The sequence below is a fragment of the Novosphingobium sp. ZW T3_23 genome (assembly GCF_044987305.1).
Lineage (GTDB): Bacteria > Pseudomonadota > Alphaproteobacteria > Sphingomonadales > Sphingomonadaceae > Novosphingobium.
Genome location: NZ_JBJDRF010000032.1, coordinates 42,241 through 63,844, shown reverse-complemented (window position 1 = coordinate 63,844; position 21,604 = coordinate 42,241). Strand labels below are relative to the sequence as shown.

18 protein-coding genes and 1 pseudogene are annotated in these 21,604 nt (G+C 65.3%); 9 read left to right on the top strand and 10 right to left on the bottom strand.

All coding sequences use genetic code 11. The features are described from left to right. A pseudogene (locus tag ACI3K3_RS16385) lies at positions 1-571 on the top strand (TonB-dependent receptor); the annotation flags it as partial. Positions 572-712: 141 nt separating this feature from the next. After that, the gene (locus ACI3K3_RS16380) at positions 713-1,141 is read left to right on the top strand and encodes a hypothetical protein (RefSeq protein ID WP_404915518.1); all 429 of its coding nucleotides are present in this window, start codon (positions 713-715) and stop codon (positions 1,139-1,141) included. Positions 1,142-1,163: 22 nt separating this feature from the next. Here the strand turns inward: ACI3K3_RS16380 and ACI3K3_RS16375 are convergent, their stop codons facing one another. The 5 genes from ACI3K3_RS16375 to ACI3K3_RS16355 all read right to left on the bottom strand — a co-directional run bounded on the left by ACI3K3_RS16375 (position 1,164) and on the right by ACI3K3_RS16355 (position 4,530). Then, positions 1,164-1,958 carry a ParA family protein gene (locus tag ACI3K3_RS16375; protein ID WP_404915522.1) on the bottom strand — a complete coding sequence of 265 codons (795 nt, stop codon included), beginning with the start codon at positions 1,956-1,958 and terminating at the stop codon, positions 1,164-1,166. Positions 1,959-2,212: 254 nt separating this feature from the next. Beyond that, positions 2,213-2,557, bottom strand: coding sequence for a DNA-directed RNA polymerase subunit omega (gene rpoZ, locus ACI3K3_RS16370; protein WP_313436745.1), 345 nt, complete (start codon positions 2,555-2,557; stop codon positions 2,213-2,215). A 65-nt stretch (positions 2,558-2,622) separates the two neighbouring features. Continuing rightward, positions 2,623-3,195, bottom strand: coding sequence for a DNA-3-methyladenine glycosylase I (locus ACI3K3_RS16365; protein WP_404915516.1), 573 nt, complete (start codon positions 3,193-3,195; stop codon positions 2,623-2,625). Then, positions 3,192-3,833: a DNA oxidative demethylase AlkB gene (gene alkB / locus ACI3K3_RS16360; RefSeq protein ID WP_404915514.1), complete on the bottom strand. Its 642-nt coding sequence runs from the start codon at positions 3,831-3,833 to the stop codon at positions 3,192-3,194. The genes ACI3K3_RS16365 and alkB overlap by 4 nt, the downstream gene beginning before the upstream one ends. Further along, positions 3,823-4,530: a 2OG-Fe(II) oxygenase gene (locus ACI3K3_RS16355; protein ID WP_404915520.1), complete on the bottom strand. Its 708-nt coding sequence runs from the start codon at positions 4,528-4,530 to the stop codon at positions 3,823-3,825. Before ACI3K3_RS16355 ends, alkB begins: the two co-directional genes overlap by 11 nt. Positions 4,531-4,714: 184 nt before the next feature. On the opposite strand from ACI3K3_RS16355, the gene ACI3K3_RS16350 reads away from it, so the two are divergent. Next, complete coding sequence (locus ACI3K3_RS16350; RefSeq protein ID WP_404915512.1) at positions 4,715-5,500, top strand: DUF4198 domain-containing protein; 786 nt, start codon at positions 4,715-4,717, stop codon at positions 5,498-5,500. Between the two features lie 11 nt (positions 5,501-5,511). After that, entirely contained in the window at positions 5,512-5,973 is a 462-nt protein-coding gene (locus tag ACI3K3_RS16345) for an EF-hand domain-containing protein (RefSeq protein ID WP_404915510.1), read from the top strand. 222 nt (positions 5,974-6,195) lie between these two features. On the opposite strand, the gene ACI3K3_RS16340 is transcribed toward ACI3K3_RS16345, so the two are convergent. Together ACI3K3_RS16340 and ACI3K3_RS16335 are read right to left on the bottom strand one after the other, a co-directional pair. Then, positions 6,196-8,481: a DPP IV N-terminal domain-containing protein gene (locus tag ACI3K3_RS16340; RefSeq protein ID WP_404915508.1), complete on the bottom strand. Its 2,286-nt coding sequence runs from the start codon at positions 8,479-8,481 to the stop codon at positions 6,196-6,198. 125 nt (positions 8,482-8,606) lie between these two features. Next, a complete protein-coding gene (locus ACI3K3_RS16335; RefSeq protein WP_404915506.1) occupies positions 8,607-8,903 on the bottom strand; it encodes a hypothetical protein in 297 nt (98 codons plus the stop codon). On the opposite strand from ACI3K3_RS16335, the gene fumC reads away from it, so the two are divergent. Continuing rightward, entirely contained in the window at positions 8,902-10,281 is a 1,380-nt protein-coding gene (fumC, locus tag ACI3K3_RS16330) for a class II fumarate hydratase (RefSeq protein ID WP_404915504.1), read from the top strand. The two genes, ACI3K3_RS16335 and fumC, sit on opposite strands and share 2 nt — an antisense overlap. Positions 10,282-10,347: 66 nt before the next feature. On the opposite strand, the gene ACI3K3_RS16325 is transcribed toward fumC, so the two are convergent. After that, positions 10,348-11,460 (bottom strand): ROK family protein, encoded by a 1,113-nt coding sequence (locus tag ACI3K3_RS16325; RefSeq protein ID WP_404915502.1) that lies wholly within the window; start codon positions 11,458-11,460, stop codon positions 10,348-10,350. A gap of 153 nt (positions 11,461-11,613) precedes the next feature. On the opposite strand from ACI3K3_RS16325, the gene ACI3K3_RS16320 reads away from it, so the two are divergent. Genes ACI3K3_RS16320 through ACI3K3_RS16310 form a run of 3 tightly spaced genes read left to right on the top strand, consistent with a single transcriptional unit; the run spans position 11,614 to position 16,309 of the window. Next, a complete protein-coding gene (locus ACI3K3_RS16320) occupies positions 11,614-14,103 on the top strand; it encodes a TonB-dependent receptor (protein ID WP_404915500.1) in 2,490 nt (829 codons plus the stop codon). Then, complete coding sequence (locus ACI3K3_RS16315) at positions 14,103-15,281, top strand: YdcF family protein (RefSeq protein WP_404915498.1); 1,179 nt, start codon at positions 14,103-14,105, stop codon at positions 15,279-15,281. The genes ACI3K3_RS16320 and ACI3K3_RS16315 overlap by 1 nt, the downstream gene beginning before the upstream one ends. A 23-nt stretch (positions 15,282-15,304) precedes the next feature. Further along, a complete protein-coding gene (locus ACI3K3_RS16310; protein ID WP_404915496.1) occupies positions 15,305-16,309 on the top strand; it encodes a nuclease in 1,005 nt (334 codons plus the stop codon). Here ACI3K3_RS16310 and ACI3K3_RS16305 read toward each other — a convergent pair. Continuing rightward, positions 16,230-17,750: an MFS transporter gene (locus tag ACI3K3_RS16305; protein ID WP_404915494.1), complete on the bottom strand. Its 1,521-nt coding sequence runs from the start codon at positions 17,748-17,750 to the stop codon at positions 16,230-16,232. The genes ACI3K3_RS16310 and ACI3K3_RS16305 overlap by 80 nt on opposite strands. A 105-nt stretch (positions 17,751-17,855) precedes the next feature. Next, positions 17,856-19,646, bottom strand: a complete 1,791-nt coding sequence (locus ACI3K3_RS16300; protein ID WP_404915492.1) for an ABC transporter ATP-binding protein — start codon at positions 19,644-19,646, stop codon at positions 17,856-17,858. 597 nt (positions 19,647-20,243) lie between these two features. On the opposite strand from ACI3K3_RS16300, the gene ACI3K3_RS16295 reads away from it, so the two are divergent. Further along, the gene (locus tag ACI3K3_RS16295) at positions 20,244-21,551 is read left to right on the top strand and encodes an MFS transporter (RefSeq protein WP_404915490.1); all 1,308 of its coding nucleotides are present in this window, start codon (positions 20,244-20,246) and stop codon (positions 21,549-21,551) included. The last annotated feature ends 53 nt before the right edge of the window (positions 21,552-21,604 follow it).

Here is a 21,604-nt window from a genome sequence, read left to right as displayed (position 1 = left end):
TGGCGGCGGGTTCGGCGGCGGTGGGGCGCGGGGCGGGCGTCTGACGTTCTCGCTCTACCACACCTGGGTATTTTCCGACCGCGTCGTGCTGCGCGAGGGGCAACCGGAGATCGACCTGCTCAACGGTGGCACGATCGGCGCCAGCAGCGGCGGCACACCGCGCCACAAGCTGGAGCTCCAGTCCGGCTATTCGCAAAGCGGGCTGGGCATGCGCCTGACCGGAAGCTGGCAGAGCGGCACCACCGTGGACGGCGTCGACGGTTTCCCGACCACGCAACTGCGCTTCGAAGACTTCGCGAAATTCGACTTGCGCCTGTTTGCCGACCTGGGGCAGCAGCCCAAACTTGTGGAGAAGGTACCGTTCCTGCGCGGCTCGCGGCTGACGTTTTCGGTGTCCAACCTGTTCGACGCTCGCCAGAAAGTGCGGGATGGAAACGGCGACACGCCATTCGCCTATTCCCCGTATTATCTCGACCCGGTGGGCAGGGCGTTTCAGATCACGTTCCGCAAACTGTTCTTCACCGCGCCGCCTCCGGGGCAGCAGCGTCCGCGCGGCGATTTCGGGCGTTGATCGGCAGGGCGTTGATCGGGGCGGGGGCGGAGCAATCGCCATCGTCCTGTCATCCTTCCTATAATACACGCACTTCACTTTACACTAGTAATTGCGAATGACTTGCAATAGCATGTCTTGAGCGACCTGGAGTGCCCGCCGATGACCTTCCATTTCCAAACGCAGCCGGGCACCCCTGCCCGCCTTCCGCCCAGCGTCCTCGTCGATATGATCCGCTGCTGGTGCGGCGCCAGACGCCAGGGCGTTCCGGCGCAACCCAGACTGACCCTCCGTCTCGATGCACTCGATTGCACGGTGCTGGCTCCGGTCATGGACAGCTTCTGCTCGCTCTTCGAGTTCGCGTTGGGCAGGCCCCTGCATACGGGGCGATCGCAAGACCTGTCTGACGACGAGCAGATGATGCTGTCTCTTCTGGAAGGCCCGGAACGGCGCGCGATCGCGCTCCCTTGCGAGGAACCGCGCGGAACCCTTCTCGATCTGGCGATCCGCTCCACGCGTGTCATGATCACGCTGACCCTGCGCCAGGCGCGAAGGCCCACGACCGGAAAACAGCAATCGGCCTGGGCCTGAGGGAAAACGCTTGCCCCGCGTTTTAGCCGCGTCGTTCGCCCAGCTTCTGTTCGATCGCAGCCCACAGGCGCGCGAAATGGTGCGCGGCAGGACTTTGCGGCGAATGCGCGCCGACCGGCTGCTGTTGCACGGCACATTGTTCGACGGCGCTGGCGTAAGGGATCGTCGGCCAGTTGGGATTTGCATCCCGCGCCTGCTTGTGCAGGGCCCGGCGCAAGTCCAGCATGGAGAGCACCGGCAGGATCGGCGGGTGGCGCCGGGTATTGCCGGCGATTTCGCGCACCACGAGGTCGAACGCGCGCGCGGATAAAGGCGACGGCGGCAGCGGAACGATGATCAAGTCGGCTGCCCGCACCACTTGCGCCGAAAGCTCGTTCATCACCGGCGGGCAATCGAGCACGATCCGCTCGTAATTTTCCGCCAGTTCTTCCGTCAGTCGCGCCAGACGCTTGCGCTTGCCGATGCGCATCAGCTGCGCATCGACCGCGCGGATGCTTTCGTCGGCCGGGAGGATGTCTATCCCGTCCCAGGCAGTGCGCTGGATCAGGCGGACCGGTGATCGATCGCGCGAGAACACTTCCTCCGCCAGCCCGGAGCCTTTCGGTTCCAGGCCATAGAGGAACCCCGAGCCGCCGGCTGCGTCGAGATCCCACAAGAGCGTGGGATGGCCGCCCTGCGCCGAACACCAGGACAAGTTGGCCGCAAAGGTCGTCTTGCCCACACCGCCCTTGACGCTGTAGATCGCGATGGTGGCGCCTTTCGCGCTAACGCGATCGGATGTCTGGTCTTGCACGGGAGCGCGAAGCCGGGGCGACATGCCGGCAATGCGAGGCAACTTGTTCTTCTTACCAACCACCGGTCGATGGTTGCCGGACATGTCGGATACGTCAACCAGGAACTGGCAGGAACCTGGGCGAAAAACGGGAAATTTCGGCAAGCTCTGAAACGGGCTCGGCCCGCGCTCCGTGCGATCGATCCGAAAACTTCGGAAAGATCGGTGGGGGCGCGGGCCGGTGCCGCGGGATAGGATCGAAGAAGCGGCGTTTCCCGCCTTCGATCTATCGCTTTCGATCAGCCGTCGTAATCGCCGCCCAGCGACGTGTTACGGGTCGGAGCCGAGGCAGTGATGCGAAGGGCTTCGGCCGACTGGCTGAGCGAGCCGACTTCGTCCATCTCGTCATCGTCGTCGGGCAGGACGCGCTGCATCGAGGTGACCAGCGTTTCCTTGAGATTGGCCGGGGTCACGGTCTGCTCGGCGATTTCGCGCAGGGCGACGACCGGGTTCTTGTCACGGTCGCGTTCGAGGGTCAGCTCAGCGCCGCCCGAAATCTCGCGCGCACGCTGTGCGGCCAGAAGGACCAGATCGAAGCGGTTGGGGATCTTGTCGACGCAATCTTCGACGGTAACGCGCGCCATGGGCACTCCGTATGAAATCTGGTGGATCGGTAAACGCTGCCCGATAAGCGGCAATTCGGTGAAAGTCAAGAAATCCGCTCAGGCCGTGAACGCCGAAAGCAGTCCGCCTCGTGATCGTCGATGACGCCCACCGCTTGTAGCCAGGCATGGACCACCACCGGCCCCGCAAAGCCGAACCCGCGTTTCTTCAGCGCTGCCGACAGGGCATCCCCGACGGTCGATCGCGCGGCGCTGCCGGTGCCATCGCCCATGGCGGGCCGACCGTCCACGAAGGACCAGACGAACGCGGAGAAATCCTCTCCCCGATCCTGCATGGCCAGATAGGCCTGCGCGTTGCGGATGGTCGCCTCGATCTTGGCGCGGGCCCGCACGATCCCCGCGTCGCCCATCAACCGCTCGATCTCCGCCGGACCATAGGCGGCGATGCGCCGGGGATCGAAATCCTCGAATGCAATGCGAAAAGCCTCGCGTTTGTAGAGGATGGTGCGCCAGGACAGTCCGGCCTGAAACGTATCGAGCACCAGTTTTTCCCAAAGCGCGCGCGAATCGCGGACCGGCACGCCCCATTCCTCGTCGTGATAGGCCTGCATCCGGGCATCACCCTGTGCCCAGCGGCAGCAGTTCACCGTTTCTGTCATTGTGCTCTCCGGAAGGTCAGGTTGTATCGCCAGGGCCCGGTTTCAGGATGATCTCCACGTTCGACGCCGTCCACCCCGTGAAACGTCATGCGCGAAGGCCCGCCCCAGACCACGACATCGCCGTGGTGCAGGCGGTGCCGCTCCGGTCTGTCCGCGCGCAGAGCCCCGCCCCAGAGGAACGTGGCCGAAAGGCCCAGCGATACCGACACGATCGGCGCGTCATGGTCCTGCTCGTCCATGTCCTGATGGAGCGACAGCCGCGTTCCTGCATCGTAGCGATTGACGAGGCAGGCGTCGGGCGAGAAGCCGGCAAAGCCCGCCGCTGCGGCCGCGCGCCCGGCCAGCGACCGGAACAGGTCGGGCATGGCGGGCCAGGGGTTTCCGGTCTCCGGGTCGAGCGACTGATAGCGATAGCCCCTGCGGTCGCTGATCCATCCCGTCTCCCCGCAGTTGAACATCGCCACCGCCAGGCGTCCGCCGTTGCGCGTCGTCATGTGCCGGAAAGGCGAAACCGCGCCCAGCTTCGGGATTTGCGCCAGCAACGCGCGTGCCTCCGCGGATGCAAAACCGCCCAGCAGCATGGCGCCGGGGCCGATCCGCACCGCGCTGCGGCTCTCGGCGAACATGTCATGCTGCATCGTGGAAGATGATCCCCAAAGTGTGCCGCTTGCCCGAATGGAGCTTCGATACACCGTGCCGCATGGTCACCCGGTAATCCCCACGAGCGCCGCGCTGGGGCCGCTGGTTCACGGCAAGGATCACGGCATCTCCCTGTTCGAGCGGAACGACCGCCGGTCGAGACTGCATGCGCGGTCGCTGTTCGGTGAGCACGAACTCTCCGCCGGTGAAGTCTTGCCCGGGGCGGGACAGCAGGACTGCCGCCTGCAACGGAAAGACGTGCTCACCGTAAAGATCTTGGTGCAGGCAATTGTAGTCGCCCGGCCCATATTCCAGCAGGAGTGGCGTCGGCCGACGCTGGCCCGCCGCATGGCACCGCTGAAGAAACTCGGCATGATCGTCCGGAAAGCGGGTGGGCATGTCCATGCGCGCATACCAGCGGTTGGCGATGGGCGCCAGGCGTGGATAGAGCGCCGATCGCAGTGCCTGCACGATATCCGGCAGGGGGTAGGCGAAGTAGCGATACTCGCCCTGTCCGAACCCGTGCCGCGCCATATGGACGTGGTTGCGAAAGGGCCGGTCCTCCCGATAGAGCGCCGCGAACCGCGCGCAGACTTCTGGCGGTACAAGCCCTTTCAGGACCGCCCAACCCTCCTGGTCGAGATCCCTGGCCACGGCCTCCCAATCGGCCGCTGCCACCCGTGTTTCCTCGTTCATGCCGTCCTTCATCGTCCGGCTCCTAGCATCACGCCCCGGCGATGGCGCCCCGCTCCTTGCGATCAAAACGGGGCGCCATTCGCAGATCGTCACCATCATTCCACGGCCATCGTAATTATCGCTATTGATTCGCATTAGGTTGTGTGGCCTAGGACGCTCACGCTCACTGCCCGAGAAAGATCCGATGACGCCCAAGAACCGCCTGAGCCTGACCGTCGCAGCTGCCGCAGGCCTTGCCGCCACCACGGCATCGGCCCATTCGCCTTACCTTCTTCCGAACGGCTTCGCGCTGGACAAGGAAGACCATGTCACGGTCGAAGCCTCGTTCAGCGAGCATGTCTTCGTACCGACCGTCGCCATGCTTTCCGACGATTTCCACCTCGTAGGTCCGGACGGCAAGGCGGTTCCGCTCAAGCCGGTCGCCATGCGGGATCTGGCCATGATGGAAGCGCCGCTTCCCGCCGATGGCACCTATCGCCTGACGAGCGGCGAACGTCAGGGACGGGTCGCCAAGGCGGCGCTGATCGACGGCGTGTGGGAATTCGTCGACCCTCGCCGTCCGCTGCCTGCCGGGGTCACTCCGGTGGACATGCAAAGCATCACCAAGGCCGAGGCTTACGTGACGCGCGGCAAGCCGGATCAGGCCGCGCTGGCGCCGGTGGGCAAGGGCATCGAATATCGTGCCGTGACCCACCCATCCGCGATCAAGGCCGGCCAGCCCGCCGAGTTCGAAGTGCTGTTCGACGGCAAGCCGCTGGCCAATGCCGACGTGGAAGTGGAAGCCGCGCGCGCGGGAGACGTGGAGAACGTCCGCCTGCCGATCGTCACCAGCGACGCCAGGGGACACTTCACCGTGACCGCGCCGGAGCCCGGCCTCTATTTCGCGATGACCCGGCACCGTGTCGGCGCCGTCGGCGCCCAGCCCGCGCGCAGCTACACTTACGCCCTGACCTACTCCGTCACCAATTGAGGATGAATACCATGAAGACGGTCATCACCGCGATGTCCCTGCTCGCCGCGATCGGCGCTGGCGCTACGGCCGCCCACGCCGCCTCCCACGATCTGGCGACGTTCATCAAGGAACAGGATCTCGACGGCGACGGCAAGGTCAGCAAGGAAGAGTACCAGCGCGGACGGGATGCCGAGTTCGCCCGGATGGATCGCAACCGCGACGGTGTTCTTTCGCATGACGAATATGTCGGCGACTATCGCGAACGCCTGGAGCGCGAGCTGGCGCAGCGTCCGGAAAGCGAGCGCGCGGAAGAGCGCACCCGCCAGATGCGCCAGGCGGATGTCCGCTTCGGCGTGCTGGACAGCGACAAGAGCGGCGGCATCTCGAAGCCCGAGTTCGATGCCACGGGCTGGGGCATGTTCCTGCGCCACGAGACCGACCATGACGGTTTCGTCTCGGCAAAGGACGTGCCCGCGAAGGACGACGAGTAAAGGCCAGGGGCGGTCGGGTGGTCCTGCGCGACGACTGACCGCTCCGCCGCCACTGCCATCGTCATCCTGAACTTGTTTCAGGATCCATTTCTGACCGTCGACGGCGGGTCTATCGGTGAGATGGATCCTGAAACAAGCTCAGGATGACGGCAGTGTAGCGGGCTGGCTTTTGCACCATCGCGAAGCATTCTCGCAATGACGAGTGGACTTACAACACGCCCCTCATTGCAGGCTGCGGATGAAGAATTCCGACAGGCGGCGCGTCACATAGTCGATCGGCCCCGTCGATCGGCCAACGCTGTGTTCGCCGCCGGGCACGACCAGAAGGTCGAAGTCCTTGTCCGCCTTGATCAGCGCATCGGCTACCTGCATCGTGGAGGCAGGATCGACGTTGCTGTCCTGCTCGCCTACGATCATGAACAGCTTGCCCTGGAGCCGCGCGGCATTGGCCACGCCCGAGGCATCGGCATAGCTCTTGTCGACCGGCCAGCCCAGCCACTGCTCGTTCCAGCTGATCTTGTCCATGCGATTGTCGTAGCAGCCGGCCATGGCCACGCCCGCCTTGTAGAAGTCGCCATGGAACAGCAGCGCGTTGAGCGTGCTCTGCCCTCCTGCCGAGGCGCCGTAGATGCCGACGCGGCTGATGTCATAGGCCCTGTCCTTCGCCGCCAGCGCCTTGTGCCAGAGGATACGGTCGGGGAAACCGGAATCCTGGAGGTTCTTCCACGCCACGTCCTGGAACGCCTTGGAGCGGTTGGCCGTGCCCATGCCGTCGATCTGGACGACGATGAAGCCGAGATCGGCCAGCGCCTGCATGCCGATCACCTTGTCGCCGCCGGAGTGGTAGCCGAAGGGCCAGAAACTCTTGGGCACGAAGCTGTCGTGCGGCCCGGCGTAGATGTTCTCGATCACGGGATACTTCTTCGCCGGATCGTAGTCACGCGGACGGACCACCAGCCCCCAGATGTCCGTCTTGCCGTCCCGGGCCTTGGCGGTGAAGACTTCCGGCGCGCGGAAACCCGCCGCGGCAAGGCGCGTGATATCACCCTTGGCGATGGTTTGTACCAGCGCCCGGTCGCTCGTCCGATGGAGTTCGCTGACATTGGGCATGTCCACCCGCGAATAAGTATCCACGTAGAACTGCATGTCCGGCGAGAAGCTCACGCTGTGATCGGCACGCTCGGGAGTCAGGGGCGTCAGGTTCCGGCCATCGAAATCGACGCGGTAGTAGTGGCGGAAATAAGGGTCTTCCCCGGAGTTCACACCGCTGGCGGCGAACCAGATCTGGCGCTTGTCGTCATCGACCTTCACGACGTCGCGCACCACCCACTGCCCGCTGGTGATGCGGTTCTTCACCTTTCCGGTCCGTCCGTCGATCAGGTAGAGATGGTTCCAGCCATCGCGCTCGGAAGCCCAGACGATCTCGTTCCCAAGGCCCTTAACCTCGTGCGAGAAGCGGCGATCGGCATAGACGAAAGTCTTCGCATCCTCGGTGACGGCGGCATGGGCAGCGCCGCTCGCGGCATCGACCGAGACGATCCGCGCCTGCCCGAAGCCGCGCCGTACATAATCGAAAGCCACGCTCTTTCCGTCCGCGCGCCAACGCGGGGCGGACAATTCGTAGGCGTTGGGGAAAAGCGTGGGCTCCACCACGGTTTGACGGCGCGCCGCCACGTCGAACAGGACCGGCTGCTCCTGATCGATGGCATCGCCTGGCTTGGGATAGAGCTGCGTGCGCAGGCCCGGCTGGCCCTTGCCTGCCGGGGCCGCCTCCACGCGCAGCACTTGCCGCGCATAGCCGGGGCGGACGCGATAGATCATCAGGTGGCGGCTGTCCGGCGACCAGGCAATGGTTTCGGGATCGTAGAAGTTGCCCGACGAGCCATCGGTGCTGAGGCGGATCGCTTCCTTGCTCCCGACACTGCTCTCGGCCGGGCGGACGATCAGGTTGTCATCCTCGACCAGCGCCTCCCACTTGCCGTCCGGCGATAGGCGCGGGTGATTGTCGGCGGCGACCGAAAGATCGCGAACGACCCCGAAGCCGCGCGGACGGCGCGGGTCTTGCTGCTTTTCGCAGACGTAGTCCGTCAGCGTGCAGCGCCAGCCATCTTCGTCGAGCCAGAACTGGATGGTCTGCCGGTCTCCCGCATAGTCGAACTCCGCGAAAGGAAGGCGCAGCGGTGCGACCGGACGGCCCAGCGCCTGCGTCAGCGTCGCTGCCAGACGCTGCTGGTCGAACGCCGCACTGCGCGCCAGCGACCGGGCTTCGACGGTCTCGAAAGCGAAGCCGCCTTCCACGGTCTTGCGATAAGAGAACGCCTGCCCGTCCGGAGTCCAGTGAGCCGGCCAGGCGACGTCGCGGGTGAGGTATTGCCAGCTTTCCCGCAATGCGAGCGAACGGTCGATATCCGCCCGGCTCGGAGCCGCACTCGCCGCGACCGAAGCCAGGGCCGCTGCGCCTGCCATCAACAGTCCGCAGATACGTGCACGGCGAGCGATAAGCGACATGGGAACCGACCTCGATATAACTGAACGACAGGATCGTATACGGTATTACCTGTCACACGCAACCAGTGCGTCCGCCGATTCCGTCATCCTGAACTCGTTTCAGGATCCATTTCTGACCATCGACGTCAGTCTGCTCGGCAAAATGGATCCTGAAACAAGTTCAGGATGACGGCTTGGGGGACCACGACGATCCAGCGGTGATGATAGCCAGGGCAGACCCACAATATCCAATCGGACGATGCGAAAAGCGCGAAGCTCAAGGCAATATTTGCTAATGCGTCGCATATGCTTTTACTCGATCGCAAGCCATACAGGCGCTCAAAGCGGCACGATGATTCGCCGCCATTGAACCCTTCCGGGGGAGATCCTAGGTTCAACATCGGGCCAGCGTGGCCCGCCAACGAGGAGACGGTCACGGCCATGGAAATTCGTCGCGAAACCGACAGCATCGGTGAAATCGAAGTTCCCGCAACCGCGTACTGGGGCGCCCAGACCCAGCGGAGCATCGAGAACTTTCCTTTCGCCGCCAGCGAACGCATGCCCTTGCCGATCGTCCGCGCCCTTGCCCGCGTGAAGCTGGCCGCTGCCCGCGCAAATCGCGCTCACGGCCTGGAAGCGAACCTGGCCGACGCCATCGAGAGCGCCGCGACCGAGGTGGTGGAAGGCAAGCTGGACGATCAGTTCCCGCTCGTGATCTGGCAGACCGGCAGCGGCACCCAGAGCAACATGAACGTCAACGAGGTCATCGCCGGCCGCGCCAACGAGATCCTGTCCGGCCAGCGCGGCGGCAAAAACCCGGTCCATCCCAACGATCACGTCAATCGCGGGCAGTCCTCCAACGACAGCTTCCCCACTGCCCTTCACGTAGCGGCAGTCGTTTCCATCGAGGAAGTGCTGGTCCCGGCGCTCGATCGCCTCACTGCGTCGTTGGATGCCAAGGCCAAGGCCTGGACGGACATCGTGAAGATCGGCCGCACGCACCTTCAGGACGCGACGCCGCTGACCCTCGGCCAGGAGTTCTCCGGCTACGTTCAGCAGCTTCGCGACGCCTACCAGCGCTTGCGCGACGCCGAAAAAGGCGTGCTGCGGCTGGCGCAGGGCGGCACGGCCGTCGGCACCGGGCTTAATGCGCCCGAAGGCTTCGGAGAAGCGGTCGCCGCCGACCTTGCCGAGCAGACCGGCAAGGCTTTCGTCCAGGCACCGAACACTTTCGAGGCGCTGGCCAGCAACGACGGGCTGGTCCAGCTGTCGGGCACGCTTTCCACCCTTGCCGTGGCGCTGACCAAGATCGCCAACGATGTCCGCCTGCTCGGTTCCGGCCCTCGCTCGGGCCTTGGAGAGCTTGACCTGCCGGCGAACGAGCCCGGCAGCTCGATCATGCCCGGCAAAGTCAATCCCACCCAGTGCGAGATGCTGACCATGGTTGCCGCCCAGGTTATCGGCAACCACCAGGCGGTCACCGTGGGCGGGCTTCAGGGCGCCTTCGAACTCAACGTGTTCAAGCCGATGATCGGCGCGGCGGTAATCCGCTCCATCGAACTGCTCGCCACCGGCATGACCAGTTTCGCGGAACGCTGCGTCGATGGTATCGAGCCCAACCGCACCCGCATCGCCGAACTGGTGGAGCGCTCGCTGATGCTGGTCACGGCCCTGGCACCGGAAATCGGCTACGACAATGCCGCCAAGATCGCCAAGCACGCCCACGGCAAGGGCCAGACCCTGCGCGAAGCGGCGCTGGAACTGGGACTGGTGGACGATGCCACTTTCGATCGGCTCGTCCGCCCTGAGACGATGATCTGATGAGCCCGACCTTGCGGCAAGCCATTGGCCATGCCGCAAGGTCGATCGGTCGGCGGTTGATCCGCCCTAACCCTCCATCGCCAGCGCATGGATCGGCAAGAGCGCGGCCCCTAGCGTGATCGGCGATCCGCCGAGGCCCGATACGCGCACCGGCGGTCGGCGGCTCTCGACGGTGGTGACCAGGGGCGCGCGCGTCAGTCGATGCTCCAGGCCCCGCAGCACCTCTGCCGGCAGCGGCCCCGCCAGCACTATGGCGCCGGGATCGATCCAGGCGAAGGCCGTGTTGCACACCGCCTCCAGTTGCCCGGCGGCCCGGTCCATCCATGTTTCGATCGTGGCCCGCTGCTCCGGCGCGGCGTAGTCAATTTCCGCAACGGACGTGATCGCACAGCCGTCCGCCCGCAGGCACGAAAGCAGGTCGAGAGGGCTTGGCCGGGGACGATCTATCGGGAACAGGCACCCCACTTCCCCCGCAACGCCGTACTCCCCGCGCATGAGCCGCCCGTCGACGATCACGCCGGCGCCGATCCCGTATCCCAGCAGAAGAACCACGACAGTGGAGAAATCCCCCATCAGCCCGCCGAGGTAGAACTCGGCCAGAGCCGCCGCGTTTGCATCGTTCTCCAGCCATAGCGGCCATCCCAGTTCCTGCGAAAGGAAGGCGTGCAGCGGAGCGCCCCGCCATCCGGGCAGGGCATCGACCACACTCCACTGCTCCCCATCCATCGACAGTGCCGGGCCGGGAACCGCCACGCCCATGCCCAGCATTCTCCTTCCCAGCAGGTTGTGCCCATCCACCAGTTCATGCGTCAGCACGCGCACCTTGCGGGCGAACTGGCGCGGATCGATGGCTTCGATGGTTTCATGATGGGTGGCGATGGTACCACCGGCAAAATCGACCAGCGCGATGTCCAGCATCCCCTTGTGCGCGGTGGCGCCAACGGCATAGCCGCCCCCCGACGCCAGGCGCAGCGGCACGGCCGGCCGCCCGCGCGCGGCATGCGTGGAATCGTCCGCTTCCTCCACTACCCCCAGCGACAGCAGCGAGCGGGACAGCTTGGTCAGGGCGGCCGGACTGATCTCCAGCCGGGCCGCCAGCGACGAGCGCGACAAGGCGCCCGACTTGCGCAGTTCCTGGATGATCCGGCGCTGGTCCTTCTCGAAAACGGGCAGATGCATCGCCGGGTCTCCACGAATTCACAGGCGTTCGGACTGCCTTTGAACCGTCATAATTAATTATTTTATGAATAATAATTAAAATCGTCATGTAAGACCGTCAAGGGCCTCCCCGTCGCTCCGCGGAACGACGCACAACGAAATGAGGGTCCCCCAATGCTCAAGAGCTTCCTTGCTTCCGGCACGGCGCTTGCCGCCGTCTGCACCGTTTTCATCGCACCCGCCGCCGCCCAAACCGCTGCGCCTGCTCCCGCCGACGCCGGTGAGCAAGCCTCCGGGCCGGACGATATCATCGTCACCGGCTCGACCCGCGCGCAGCGCCGCTTCGACGTTTCCTATGCGATCAACACCGTGTCGCAGGAAGACATGCAGAAGATCGCCCCGGTCAACTTCGCAGACCTGATCGGCCAGCTTCCCGGCTTCCAGACGGAAATCACCGGCGGCGAAGTGCAGAACATCTACCGCATCCGCGGTCTGCCCAACGACGGCGGCTTCGTGAGCTTCCAGCAGGACGGCCTGCCGCTGTTCCATGAGAACGACGGCGTGTTCTTCCGCGGTGACGCGATCCTGAAGCCCGACCTCATGACCGAACGCGTCGAAGTGGTGCGCGGCGGCCCGGCGCCGGTCTACGCCAGCTATTCGGGCGCGATCATCAACAACATCACGGTCGAAGGCCGTGAACAGGCACGCGGCAAGGTGCAGGTGACCCTTGGCGACACCGGCCTCTACCGCCTGGACGCCTACCAGGCCGGCAAGCTGGCCCAGAACACCTATTACGCAGTCGGCGGCTTCCTGCGCCATCACGACGGCTATCGCGACAACGGTTTCCCGAACGACAAGGGCGGCCAGATCCGTGCCAACATCAAGCACGAGCTGGACAACGGCTTCATCAAGTTCAACGTCAACTACGTCAACGATCACAACGTCTTCTACCTGCCGATCCCGACGAACGATCCGCGCGATCCCAGCAAGTCGCTGAACCAGTACATCGACTATTTCACCGGCACGATGAACTCGCCGGCGTTCCGTCACGTCAATCTCAAGTACCGGGACGGCAACGGCGTGATCCAGAGCCGCAACAGCGACCTGTCCGATGGCCGCCACATGCGGATGCTGAACTTCGGCGCGCACTACGAAGGCGATTTCGACGGCTGGCTGGTCACCGCAGCAGCGGGCTATACCCAGGGCAAGAACGACTTCACTGCGTTCTATTCGACCACCAACCCGGTGGACGGCAACGTCTTCGCCAACGGCTATCTCAACCGCCAGGGCGGCGCCCCGTTCGGCGCGACGCGCTTCGGCTATGTCCTGGCCGGCACCAACACCGTCTACGACCCGTATTCCGCTTCCGGGCTGGTGATGCAGGGCCAGTACCGCGACATCCACTCGAAGTTCTATTCCGGACAGGCCAATCTCTCGGTCGCCAAGGAATTCAACACCGGCATCGGCACCCACGACGTAAAGGTTGGCCTTTACGGCAGCCTCTACGGTGAAGACAGCCGCACGCTTTACCAGAACTACCTGATCGAGGTGGCGGGCACGCCGCGCACGCTGGATCTCGTCGGCTACAACGCCGCCGGTGCGGTGGTCGGCCGCGTGACCGACAACGGCGTCCTCAACTACGCCGCCACGCTCAACCAAGGCGACAGCGACGCCAAGATGTTCGCGATCTACGCGAACGACACCTGGGAAATCGTGCCCGGCCTGCGCATCGACGCGGGCATCCGCCACGAGCGCTACAGCTACAAGGGCTGGGCCGCGCTCACCACCAGCGCCAACCTGGGCGACGCCACCACGCTGGCAGACGACTCCACACGCGCGTTCACCGGCGTGATCCTGAACCAGAAGCTCAAGCCCACCGCCACCAACTGGACGGTCGGCGCGAACTACGACTTCTCTAGCCATGTCGGTGTCTACGGCCGCGCCTCGCACCTGGAGACGCCGCCCAACGTGCAGACGGTGATGAGCATCAATCCCACGATCATCAAGACGGTAGCGGACCAGTACGAAGTGGGCCTCAAGCTAGCCTCGGGCCGCTCGTACCTTTATGTCACGGGCTTCTACACCAACTTCGACCCGCTCAACGCCTCGTTCCTGGCGTTCGATCCGTCCACCGGTCGCAACGACGTGAACGTGCCCTTCATCGGCGAAGCGCAGGTCAAGGGCGTCGAGTTCGATGGCGCCTGGGCCGTCACCCCTTGGTTCACGCTGAACGGCGCCCTCACCGTCAGCGATCCCAAGTACAAGAACTTCCAAAGCTCCACCGGCGCCGATCCGGAACAGGCCGAAGGCAACCAGATCGTCCGCCAGCCCAAGGTCTACGGCAACATCCGCCCGAGCTTCAACTTCACGACCAGCGACACCGACATCTCGGTCTATGGTCGCTACACCTACATGGGCAAGCGCTTCGTCGATCTCTACAACAATACTGCGCTTCCGGCTTACGGCACTATCGGCGCGGGCATCACCGCCACGCACGGCACCTGGCAGCTGCAGGTGGTGGGCGACAACCTGTTTAACGCCCATGGCCTGACCGAGGGCAATACGCGCACGGACTCCCTGGCCGGACAGGGCAGCGCCGAGGCGATCTACGGCCGCCCGATCTTCGGCCGCAACTTCCGCCTCGTCGTGAGCAAGTCCTGGTAATGCGCCGAAAAGCGTACCGGATGGCGGCACCGCTGCTTGCTGCCGCCATGCTCTCGCTCGCTTCCGTCCCGGCTTCGGCCGGGGCGGTTCGCGACCATCGCAGCGAGGCGCTTTCCGCCCGCCTCTTCCCGCTGTTCGACGCGCTGGGCCGAAACCCATCCGCGTTGGAGGCATTGAAGGCGCAGCCGGACGTAGCCGCCATGCTTCGCGCCCGGCAGGAGCGCAGGAACGCCTGCGCCTCCGATCTCGGCTGCCTGGCCCAGGCGATGATCTGGACTTCGAGCGAAACGAGCCTCATCGCCGGCAAGGCCGTCCAGCCCTCGGGCCATCGTGATGCCGACGACGGCACGGCCGCACAAGCCACGCGCGAGATCGAGGGCGTCAATGCCATAGTCCGCACTTTCGGTCTGGGGCAGGTTCCGCCCTACCCGCAGATCGACGGCGCGGGCACGATCGACCCGCAGGAAACCCGCGCGCGTCTCCAGGCCGCCGCATGGCTCGCGCAGACCCCGCGCACGGCGTCGGCGCAGGCGCTCGATCCCGGCTTCGACTTCGCCCTGGCCCTGCTCGACGGCAGCGACCGTGCCGACGCCATCGGCTTCGAACCGCTGACCGGCAGGCTCAACGCGCCTGCCATGAAGCGCGCGAAGGGGATCGACTGGAAGCGGTTCCGCTACAGCGCGATGATCGTCACCGGCGTCGGTCCCGAAGTGCCGGACATGGCGATCAGCCCTTTCGGCAAGTATCACTTGCGCCTTGCCGCCAGTCGCTTCGCGGCCGGGGACGTGCCTTTCATCATCGTCACCGGCGGTCGCGCCCATCCCCGCGCCACGCCCTTCACCGAGGCTGAAGAGATGCGCAAGGCGCTGATCGAGCGCTATGGCGTCCCCGCCGAGGCCATCGTCATCGAGCCTTATGCCCGCCACACCACCACCAACTTGCGCAATGCCACGCGCCTGCTGATGGCCATGGGCGCGCCGCTCGACAAGGACACGGTGATCGTCTGCAATCCGGGGCAAAGCGCCGCTATCGCAAGCCCCGCCTTCGTGCAGCGCAACATCACGGAGCTGGGCTACGAGCCGGGCAAGGTCGGCCGCCGTATCTCCCCCACAGAGCTGGAATTCCGTCCCTCTGCGCAGTCCGCCAGGGTCGATCCCAGAGATCCCCTCGATCCCTGATGCGTCTTTTCAAGGAACCCGCCATGCGCCTCCTCCTGTTGGCCGCCGCCGCGCTTCCCACGCTGGCCGCGCTCGCTCCCACAACCGCTCTCGCCTGGGGCGGCACCGCCCATGCCGTGATAGACCGCGCCGCCATCGAGGCCATCCCCGATAGCGGCCCCACCTTCCTGCGTCGTCATGTCGACTACATCGCCGGATCCGCCTCGCTCCCGGACGGCTGGCGCGGTGACAGCGAACCGTTCTCGAAGATGGAGGAAGACCCCAATCACGGCTGGTTCAAGGAACAGTTCGCCTTCCTCAAGCCGATCCCGCGTTCCCGCCACGAATTCGTACTGGCGCTCTACAAGCATTACGAGGCGATCAAGGACAAGGATCCCGCAACCGCCGCACGCACCAATGTACGCTGGACCGGCACGCTTCCGTATGCGGCCATGGAATCCTACGAACGCCTGATCGCCTGCATGCGCCAGTTCCGCGCACTCCAGACTGCGGGCAAGGACACCAGCTTCTCCGAGCAGCATTGCGCGTTCCAGGTCATACGCCTGGGCCATTACATCGGCGACGGCGCGCAGCCTCTGCACGATTCCGTCAACAGCGATGGCTGGCGCGGCGACAACCCCAATGGTTACACGCGCGATCGCACGATCCACGGCCGGTTCGAGAGCGAGTTCGTCGACGGCATCGGACTGACCGTGAAGGACATCGCTCCCCGCATCGGCGCCCCCGGCCACCGCGACGGCGACATGTTCTCGGCGGTGCTGGCCTTCCTCGACGATGCCTCCAGCCGGATGGAGCAGGTCTATGTCCTCGAAAAGCGCGACGGTTTCGCCAACTTCAAGGACAAGGACGTGCGCGAGATGGTCTATGCGCAGACGGCAGGCGGGGCCGAAATGCTGCGCGACATGATCTGCCGGGCCTGGGCCGAAAGCGCCAGCAAGCCCCAGCCGCTCACGCCTTCGCCGCTAGATCCCGCCAACCCCGCCTACAATCCGGAGACCGGCTCCGCCCCGGCACAAGTCGGCGCCTGACCGACTGCTCCGAACCGCCCGCCTGCTGTCCGCGCTTTCGCCCACCGGCGAGCGCCGCGAGCAGGCGGGCGTGGCGGGCATGGCCGATGTCGAAGCGGCGCAGCATGACGATCGCGGCCAAGTTTCCGGCAATCGGCACGCCCAGTCCCAACACGACGATGCCGATCCGCACGGCCGCCGTCTGCTCCACTCCGGCCACGTATCCAAGCGCGCCGAGACACGATCCGATCGCGACGTTCGCCGCCGCGCCGCTGGCCTTCACGATCACCAGATAGAAGGCGAAGAGCCCGGTCTCGTAACGTCGACCGTGCCTCCAGGCGACGAAATCGACGCTATCCGCCAGCAGCCCCCAGGGCAGCATGAACACGCATGTGAAAGCGATCCCGATCAGCACCGCGCAGGCCAGCAGCAACACCGGAGAAGCCAAGCAGAGCCCGAACAGCGCGAGACTGATCGCGCAGAGCACATGTCCGGCAGCCAGCAGGCTGCTCTTGTCGTGCCTGCCCGTCAGCGAGGTCCAGAACAGCACACCGACGAACTGCCCGATCGTTACCGCGATCAGCAGGGAGCCGACCATTTCGGGACGATCGAAGACATAGGCCCCAAGGTAGAGCAGCATTCGCTGGAAAGTGGGCACTGCTAAGCCGGTGATCAGCGCCAGTAGTGCCATGCCGAGCACCAGCCTGTCCCGCATCGGCACCGCGATGCCGTCCCCCTCCCCGGCGCTTTCGGCAGGTGCAATGCGCGTTGTTTCGGCCTCTTCGTCCCGCCCGGAAGCCAGGGCGGAAAAGGCGAGGGTCACGACGAAAAGCAGGGCCGCCGAGAGGCCGGTCAGTGCCAGAACCTCCAGCGTCCGCGCGGCGACGGCGTGCTGGACGACGGGCGTCAGCAACGAGGCGACCGTCAGCGAAGAGGCCGTGCTGAAGAACAGGCGATAGCCCGAAACCCGCCCACGCGCGCGGCTGTCCACGGTCATGCGGGCCATCAGCGCATTGTGCGGCACATCGACAAGAGCGTAGGCGCCGCGAAACAGCAGGAGCGCGGCGGCCACCATCCAGATCCGCTCTACGCCAAGGGATGGAAGGCCATAGAGCAGCGCAAAGCCGACCGCGCCGGGTATCACGCCGGCAAGGATGAGCCAGCGATAGCCCTTCCCCGCGCGCCGCATGCGGATGACCAGAAGCGCCGCCAGCAGATCGAACACGAGATCTCCCACCAGCGCCACCAGCATCAGCAACCCCGCCACCGATCCCGGCAGCCCGAACAGGTCGGTCAGCAGATAGAGATATGTGACGTCCGCCCCGGTGAACACCAGGTGCTTGCCGTAATTGCCGCTGGCATAGCCAAGCAGCCGTGCCTCAGCCTTGAAGGACAGGCCGCCCGTGCCCGCGCCCGCCCGCTTTCCTGCGGAAGGCGCGGATCGCTGCGGTTGCGCCTGCATGTCAGGTCACGAATGGAGCATTGAGGCGAGGAACCATGCGGCGGCCCCTAGCCTCCTGCCATGTCAGTTTCGAGACGGTTGCACCCTTTACGGCCCAAGGCTTAACTAGTGGATCTCGGCCAGCGCCGTGCCCGCCTGCCGTTCGAACAGCCGACGATACTGCCCCTGTTCGGACTCCAGTAGCGTCTCGTGGGTGCCATCCTCGACGATGTGCCCGCGATGGAACACCAGAATGCGGTCCAATGCTCGTACGGTCGAGAGCCGATGGGCGATGACGATCGCGGTGCGCCCCACCATCAGCCGTTCCATCGCATCCTGGATCGCGGCCTCGGATTCGGAATCGAGGCTGGAAGTCGCTTCGTCCATGATGAGGATCGGCGCATCAGCAAGAAAGGCACGGGCGATGGCAATGCGCTGGCGTTCCCCGCCCGACAGCTTCACGCCCCGCTCTCCCACCATGGTGCGATAGCCCTTGGCCAGGCGCATGATGAAATCGTGCGCATTGGCGAGCCGCGCCGCCTGCTCGATCTCTTCCATCGTTGCGTCGGGGCGGCCGTAACCGATATTTTCGGCCAGGGTGCGATGGAACAGCACCGGCTCCTGCGGCACGATGGCGACTTGCCGCCGCAAAGAGCCCTGCGTTGCCAGGGCCACGTCCTGGCCATCGATCGCCACCCGGCCCGCCGCAACGTCGTAGAGCCGCTGGATCAGCTTGACGAAGCTGGTCTTGCCTGACCCCGACGGCCCCACCAGTCCCACGCGCTGACCGCCCGGGATCGCCACGTCGAGGTGCTCGAACAAAGGCTTCTCCTGGCCGCCGTAATGGAAGGTCACGTCCTCGAAACGGATCGCGCCGTCGACGATGGCGATCGGGCCGGCGTCGGGTCGGTCGGCCACGCCCAGCGGCTCGTCATGAAGCTGGACCAGTTCCTCCATCTCGTTGACGGAGCGCTGGAGCATGTGGACGTGCTGGCCGATGTCGCGCAGGTAGCCGTTGAGCACGAGATAGCTGGTCAGCACATAGGCCACGTCGCCCGCGCTGGCCTGTCCCCGCATCCACAGCCACAGCGCGGCGGCGGTAACGGCAGCCCGCACCAGCCAGAGCAGGCTGCTCTGCCCGGTACCGGCCCAGGTGAAGGCCATCCAAGTGCGCCACGTCCGGCGGCGCCACTTGGAAACCGTCTTGCCGAGCAACGCCTCCTCGCGCTCTTCGCCGCCGAAAGCCTTGACCACGGCATTGGTGCCGATCGCGTCGGCCAGAATGCCGCCGATCCGGGTGTCCCACTGGTTCGAAAGTCGCGCGATCGGCGCCAGCACCCGCACCGCCAGCCCGACCGTCAGCGTGATATAGGCCAGCGCACCAAGGGCCATCACCAGCCCCAGCACCGGCCAGTGCATGGCCAGCAGCACCACCGTCGCGGCCAGCACCGTCAGGGAAGGCAGCAGCGAGAGCAGGAGCACGTCGTTGAGCGTATCGAGCGCCCACATGCCGCGCGTGATCCGCCGCACGGTCGATCCGGAGAAGGCGTTGGCGTGCCAGTCCGTGGACAGGCGCTGGACGCGGGCAAACGCTTCCTGCGTGACGTCGCGCATCATGTTCAGCGTCAGGGGAGTGATCGCCCACCAGCCCAGGAACCGGAACACCACCAGGCCCACGCCCAGGGCCGTGATCGCCGCGAATGCGCGCCAGGCGTCGGACGCTATACCGGCGCCCACGGCGTCGATCATGCGCCCGGCGTAGACCGGCACGAAGACCTCCGTAACGGTCGCCAGCATCATCGCTGCACCGCAGGCCACTGCCAGCAACGGTGTCCGGCGCCAGTGGGCGAGGGTGAAGGAGAGCACCTTGCGCAGAACGGCGGCGCGCGGGAACAGGTCTTCGTCTTGATCGGTCATCGGGAGATATCCGCAGGGGCCTGCGCAGAACGGGCTGCGCGATTTCTATCTGGGCGTCGGTTTCGACAATCGGGGGGAACGGCCGGGGAAACGAGCGACCGAGCCGAGCTTCGGTCGACTGGCGACCGCTAGTTCGGAATGCGTGCCCGGAAGGCAATATACGGTTGATACATCGTCGCCCTCCTGCGCCCTGCACGGCCTGATGCCCTGCAATCACGCCTCCATAGCAGACCGCCCATGCCGAAGCCACCCGCCAGGGCAAAATCGGACCTTGCCGAAGAAGCGCGGGACATTTTCGTTTTCCGCCGCGGGCCGCTTTTGGATTATAGTCGAACCGGAATCGACGGGCCTGGGGCGCGGATCTCCTGAGAGGAACACCGAAGGCGGGAGTTCGCTCATGCAGCTTCGGCAGCTATCCAATTTCGCTATTTATGCCTCAATAAGCGCCGAGCCACTTGAGGAGTCCACGAAGACCCGCGACCAGCAGGCAATATTCGGTGGCAGCCAAACGCAGGACGACCTGAGCCGCCACGACGAGTGTCGCCAATAATGTCTGCCCCACAGCAAAGAGAAAGGGGTGGATCAGAGGAGAAGTGCATGGAAGACCCCCGCGCCCTGATCGCGCGCGAGCCGATGCATTACCGGCAGGTAATCGCCATCGGCATCGCAACGGCGCTCAACGCCCTCGACGGCTTCGACGTCCTGTCGATCAGCTTCGCCGCGCCCGGTATCGCCAAGGATTGGGGCATCGATCGTGCCGCGCTGGGCCTGGTGCTGTCGATGGAACTGTTCGGCATGGGGATAGGCGCCTTCGTGCTGGGCAACCTGGCCGACAAGGTCGGCCGCCGCCCGATGCTGCTGGCCTGCCTGGTCATCATGGGCATCGGCATGGCGCTGGCCTCTACGGCGACCACCGTGCCGATCCTTTCCGCCTATCGCCTGTTCACGGGTCTTGGCATCGGCGGAATGCTGGCAGCGACCAATGCCGTGGTTGCCGAATGCTCCAACGCCCGCCGCCGCAACCTGACCGTCGCCATCATGGCAGGCGGCTATCCGATGGGCGCCATCGTCGGGGGATCCGTGGCATCCTGGCTGCTGGCCACCACCGGACGCTGGGAATCCGTGTTCCAGTTCGGTGCCGTGATCACGCTCTGCTTCATCCCGCTGGTGCTCTGGCTGGTGCCGGAGACGATGGCTTTCCTGCTGCTGAAGCGACCCGCCGGCGCGCTTGAAAAGATCAACCGCACGCTCGTCCGTCAGGGCCGCCAGCCGCTGCCGCACATGCCGCCGGTCGATCCGGTCAAGCAGAAGACCAGCGTCGCCGCGCTTTTCGCGCCGGGTCTTTCCAGTGTCACCGTGCTGCTGACCACCGTCTGCTTCTTCCACATGATGACCTTCTACTTCCTGGTGAAATGGATCCCGAAGATCGTGGTCGATCTCGGCTTCGCACCGGCGGCGGCTGGCGGTGTGCTAGTCTGGGCCAACATCGGCGGCGCGATCGGCTCGGTCGCCGTCAGCCTGCTCAGCCAGAAGATCGGCATCCGCCCGCTGGTAGTGGGCTCGATGATCCTGGGCGGGGGCGCCGTCATGCTGTTCGGCCAGGGCTTCTCGACGCTCGGCGGCCTGTCGCTGATCGCCTGCATCGCGTGTTTCTTCACCAATGCCGCGATTGCCGGCTTCTATGCCGTGATCGCCCAGAGCTTTCCGGCCGCGTTGCGCGCCGGGGGCACCGGGCTGGTCGTCGGCGTGGGCCGCGCCGGGGCCGCGTTTGGTCCGATCGTTGCCGGGCTGCTGTTCAGTGCGGGTTGGGGGCTTGCTCCTGTCGCGATGACGCTGGCTTGCGGCACCCTGCTGGCCGCCGTCGCGCTCTCGCTGGTGCGCTACCGTGAAAGCGCGATTGCGTGAACGATTAGGGGGCGACCGCGACCGTTCGCGCCGCCTCCCGCCTAATATAAAAA

What these genes read in the sequence shown, in the direction of transcription:
- ACI3K3_RS16295 (WP_404915490.1), top strand. Translation starts at nt 20,244, where the DNA reads ATGGAAGACCCCCGCGCCCTGATCGCGCGCGAGCCGATGCATTACCGG.
- ACI3K3_RS16300 (WP_404915492.1), bottom strand. Translation starts at nt 19,646, where the DNA reads ATGACCGATCAAGACGAAGACCTGTTCCCGCGCGCCGCCGTTCTGCGC.
- ACI3K3_RS16315 (WP_404915498.1), top strand. Translation starts at nt 14,103, where the DNA reads ATGCGCCGAAAAGCGTACCGGATGGCGGCACCGCTGCTTGCTGCCGCC.
- ACI3K3_RS16380 (WP_404915518.1), top strand. Translation starts at nt 713, where the DNA reads ATGACCTTCCATTTCCAAACGCAGCCGGGCACCCCTGCCCGCCTTCCG.
- ACI3K3_RS16350 (WP_404915512.1), top strand. Translation starts at nt 4,715, where the DNA reads ATGACGCCCAAGAACCGCCTGAGCCTGACCGTCGCAGCTGCCGCAGGC.
- ACI3K3_RS16325 (WP_404915502.1), bottom strand. Translation starts at nt 11,460, where the DNA reads ATGCATCTGCCCGTTTTCGAGAAGGACCAGCGCCGGATCATCCAGGAA.
- ACI3K3_RS16345 (WP_404915510.1), top strand. Translation starts at nt 5,512, where the DNA reads ATGAAGACGGTCATCACCGCGATGTCCCTGCTCGCCGCGATCGGCGCT.
- fumC (WP_404915504.1), top strand. Translation starts at nt 8,902, where the DNA reads ATGGAAATTCGTCGCGAAACCGACAGCATCGGTGAAATCGAAGTTCCC.
- ACI3K3_RS16320 (WP_404915500.1), top strand. Translation starts at nt 11,614, where the DNA reads ATGCTCAAGAGCTTCCTTGCTTCCGGCACGGCGCTTGCCGCCGTCTGC.
- ACI3K3_RS16335 (WP_404915506.1), bottom strand. Translation starts at nt 8,903, where the DNA reads ATGGCCGTGACCGTCTCCTCGTTGGCGGGCCACGCTGGCCCGATGTTG.
- ACI3K3_RS16340 (WP_404915508.1), bottom strand. Translation starts at nt 8,481, where the DNA reads ATGTCGCTTATCGCTCGCCGTGCACGTATCTGCGGACTGTTGATGGCA.
- rpoZ (WP_313436745.1), bottom strand. Translation starts at nt 2,557, where the DNA reads ATGGCGCGCGTTACCGTCGAAGATTGCGTCGACAAGATCCCCAACCGC.
- alkB (WP_404915514.1), bottom strand. Translation starts at nt 3,833, where the DNA reads ATGCAGCATGACATGTTCGCCGAGAGCCGCAGCGCGGTGCGGATCGGC.
- ACI3K3_RS16365 (WP_404915516.1), bottom strand. Translation starts at nt 3,195, where the DNA reads ATGACAGAAACGGTGAACTGCTGCCGCTGGGCACAGGGTGATGCCCGG.
- ACI3K3_RS16355 (WP_404915520.1), bottom strand. Translation starts at nt 4,530, where the DNA reads ATGAACGAGGAAACACGGGTGGCAGCGGCCGATTGGGAGGCCGTGGCC.
- ACI3K3_RS16375 (WP_404915522.1), bottom strand. Translation starts at nt 1,958, where the DNA reads ATGTCGCCCCGGCTTCGCGCTCCCGTGCAAGACCAGACATCCGATCGC.
- ACI3K3_RS16310 (WP_404915496.1), top strand. Translation starts at nt 15,305, where the DNA reads ATGCGCCTCCTCCTGTTGGCCGCCGCCGCGCTTCCCACGCTGGCCGCG.
- ACI3K3_RS16305 (WP_404915494.1), bottom strand. Translation starts at nt 17,750, where the DNA reads ATGCAGGCGCAACCGCAGCGATCCGCGCCTTCCGCAGGAAAGCGGGCG.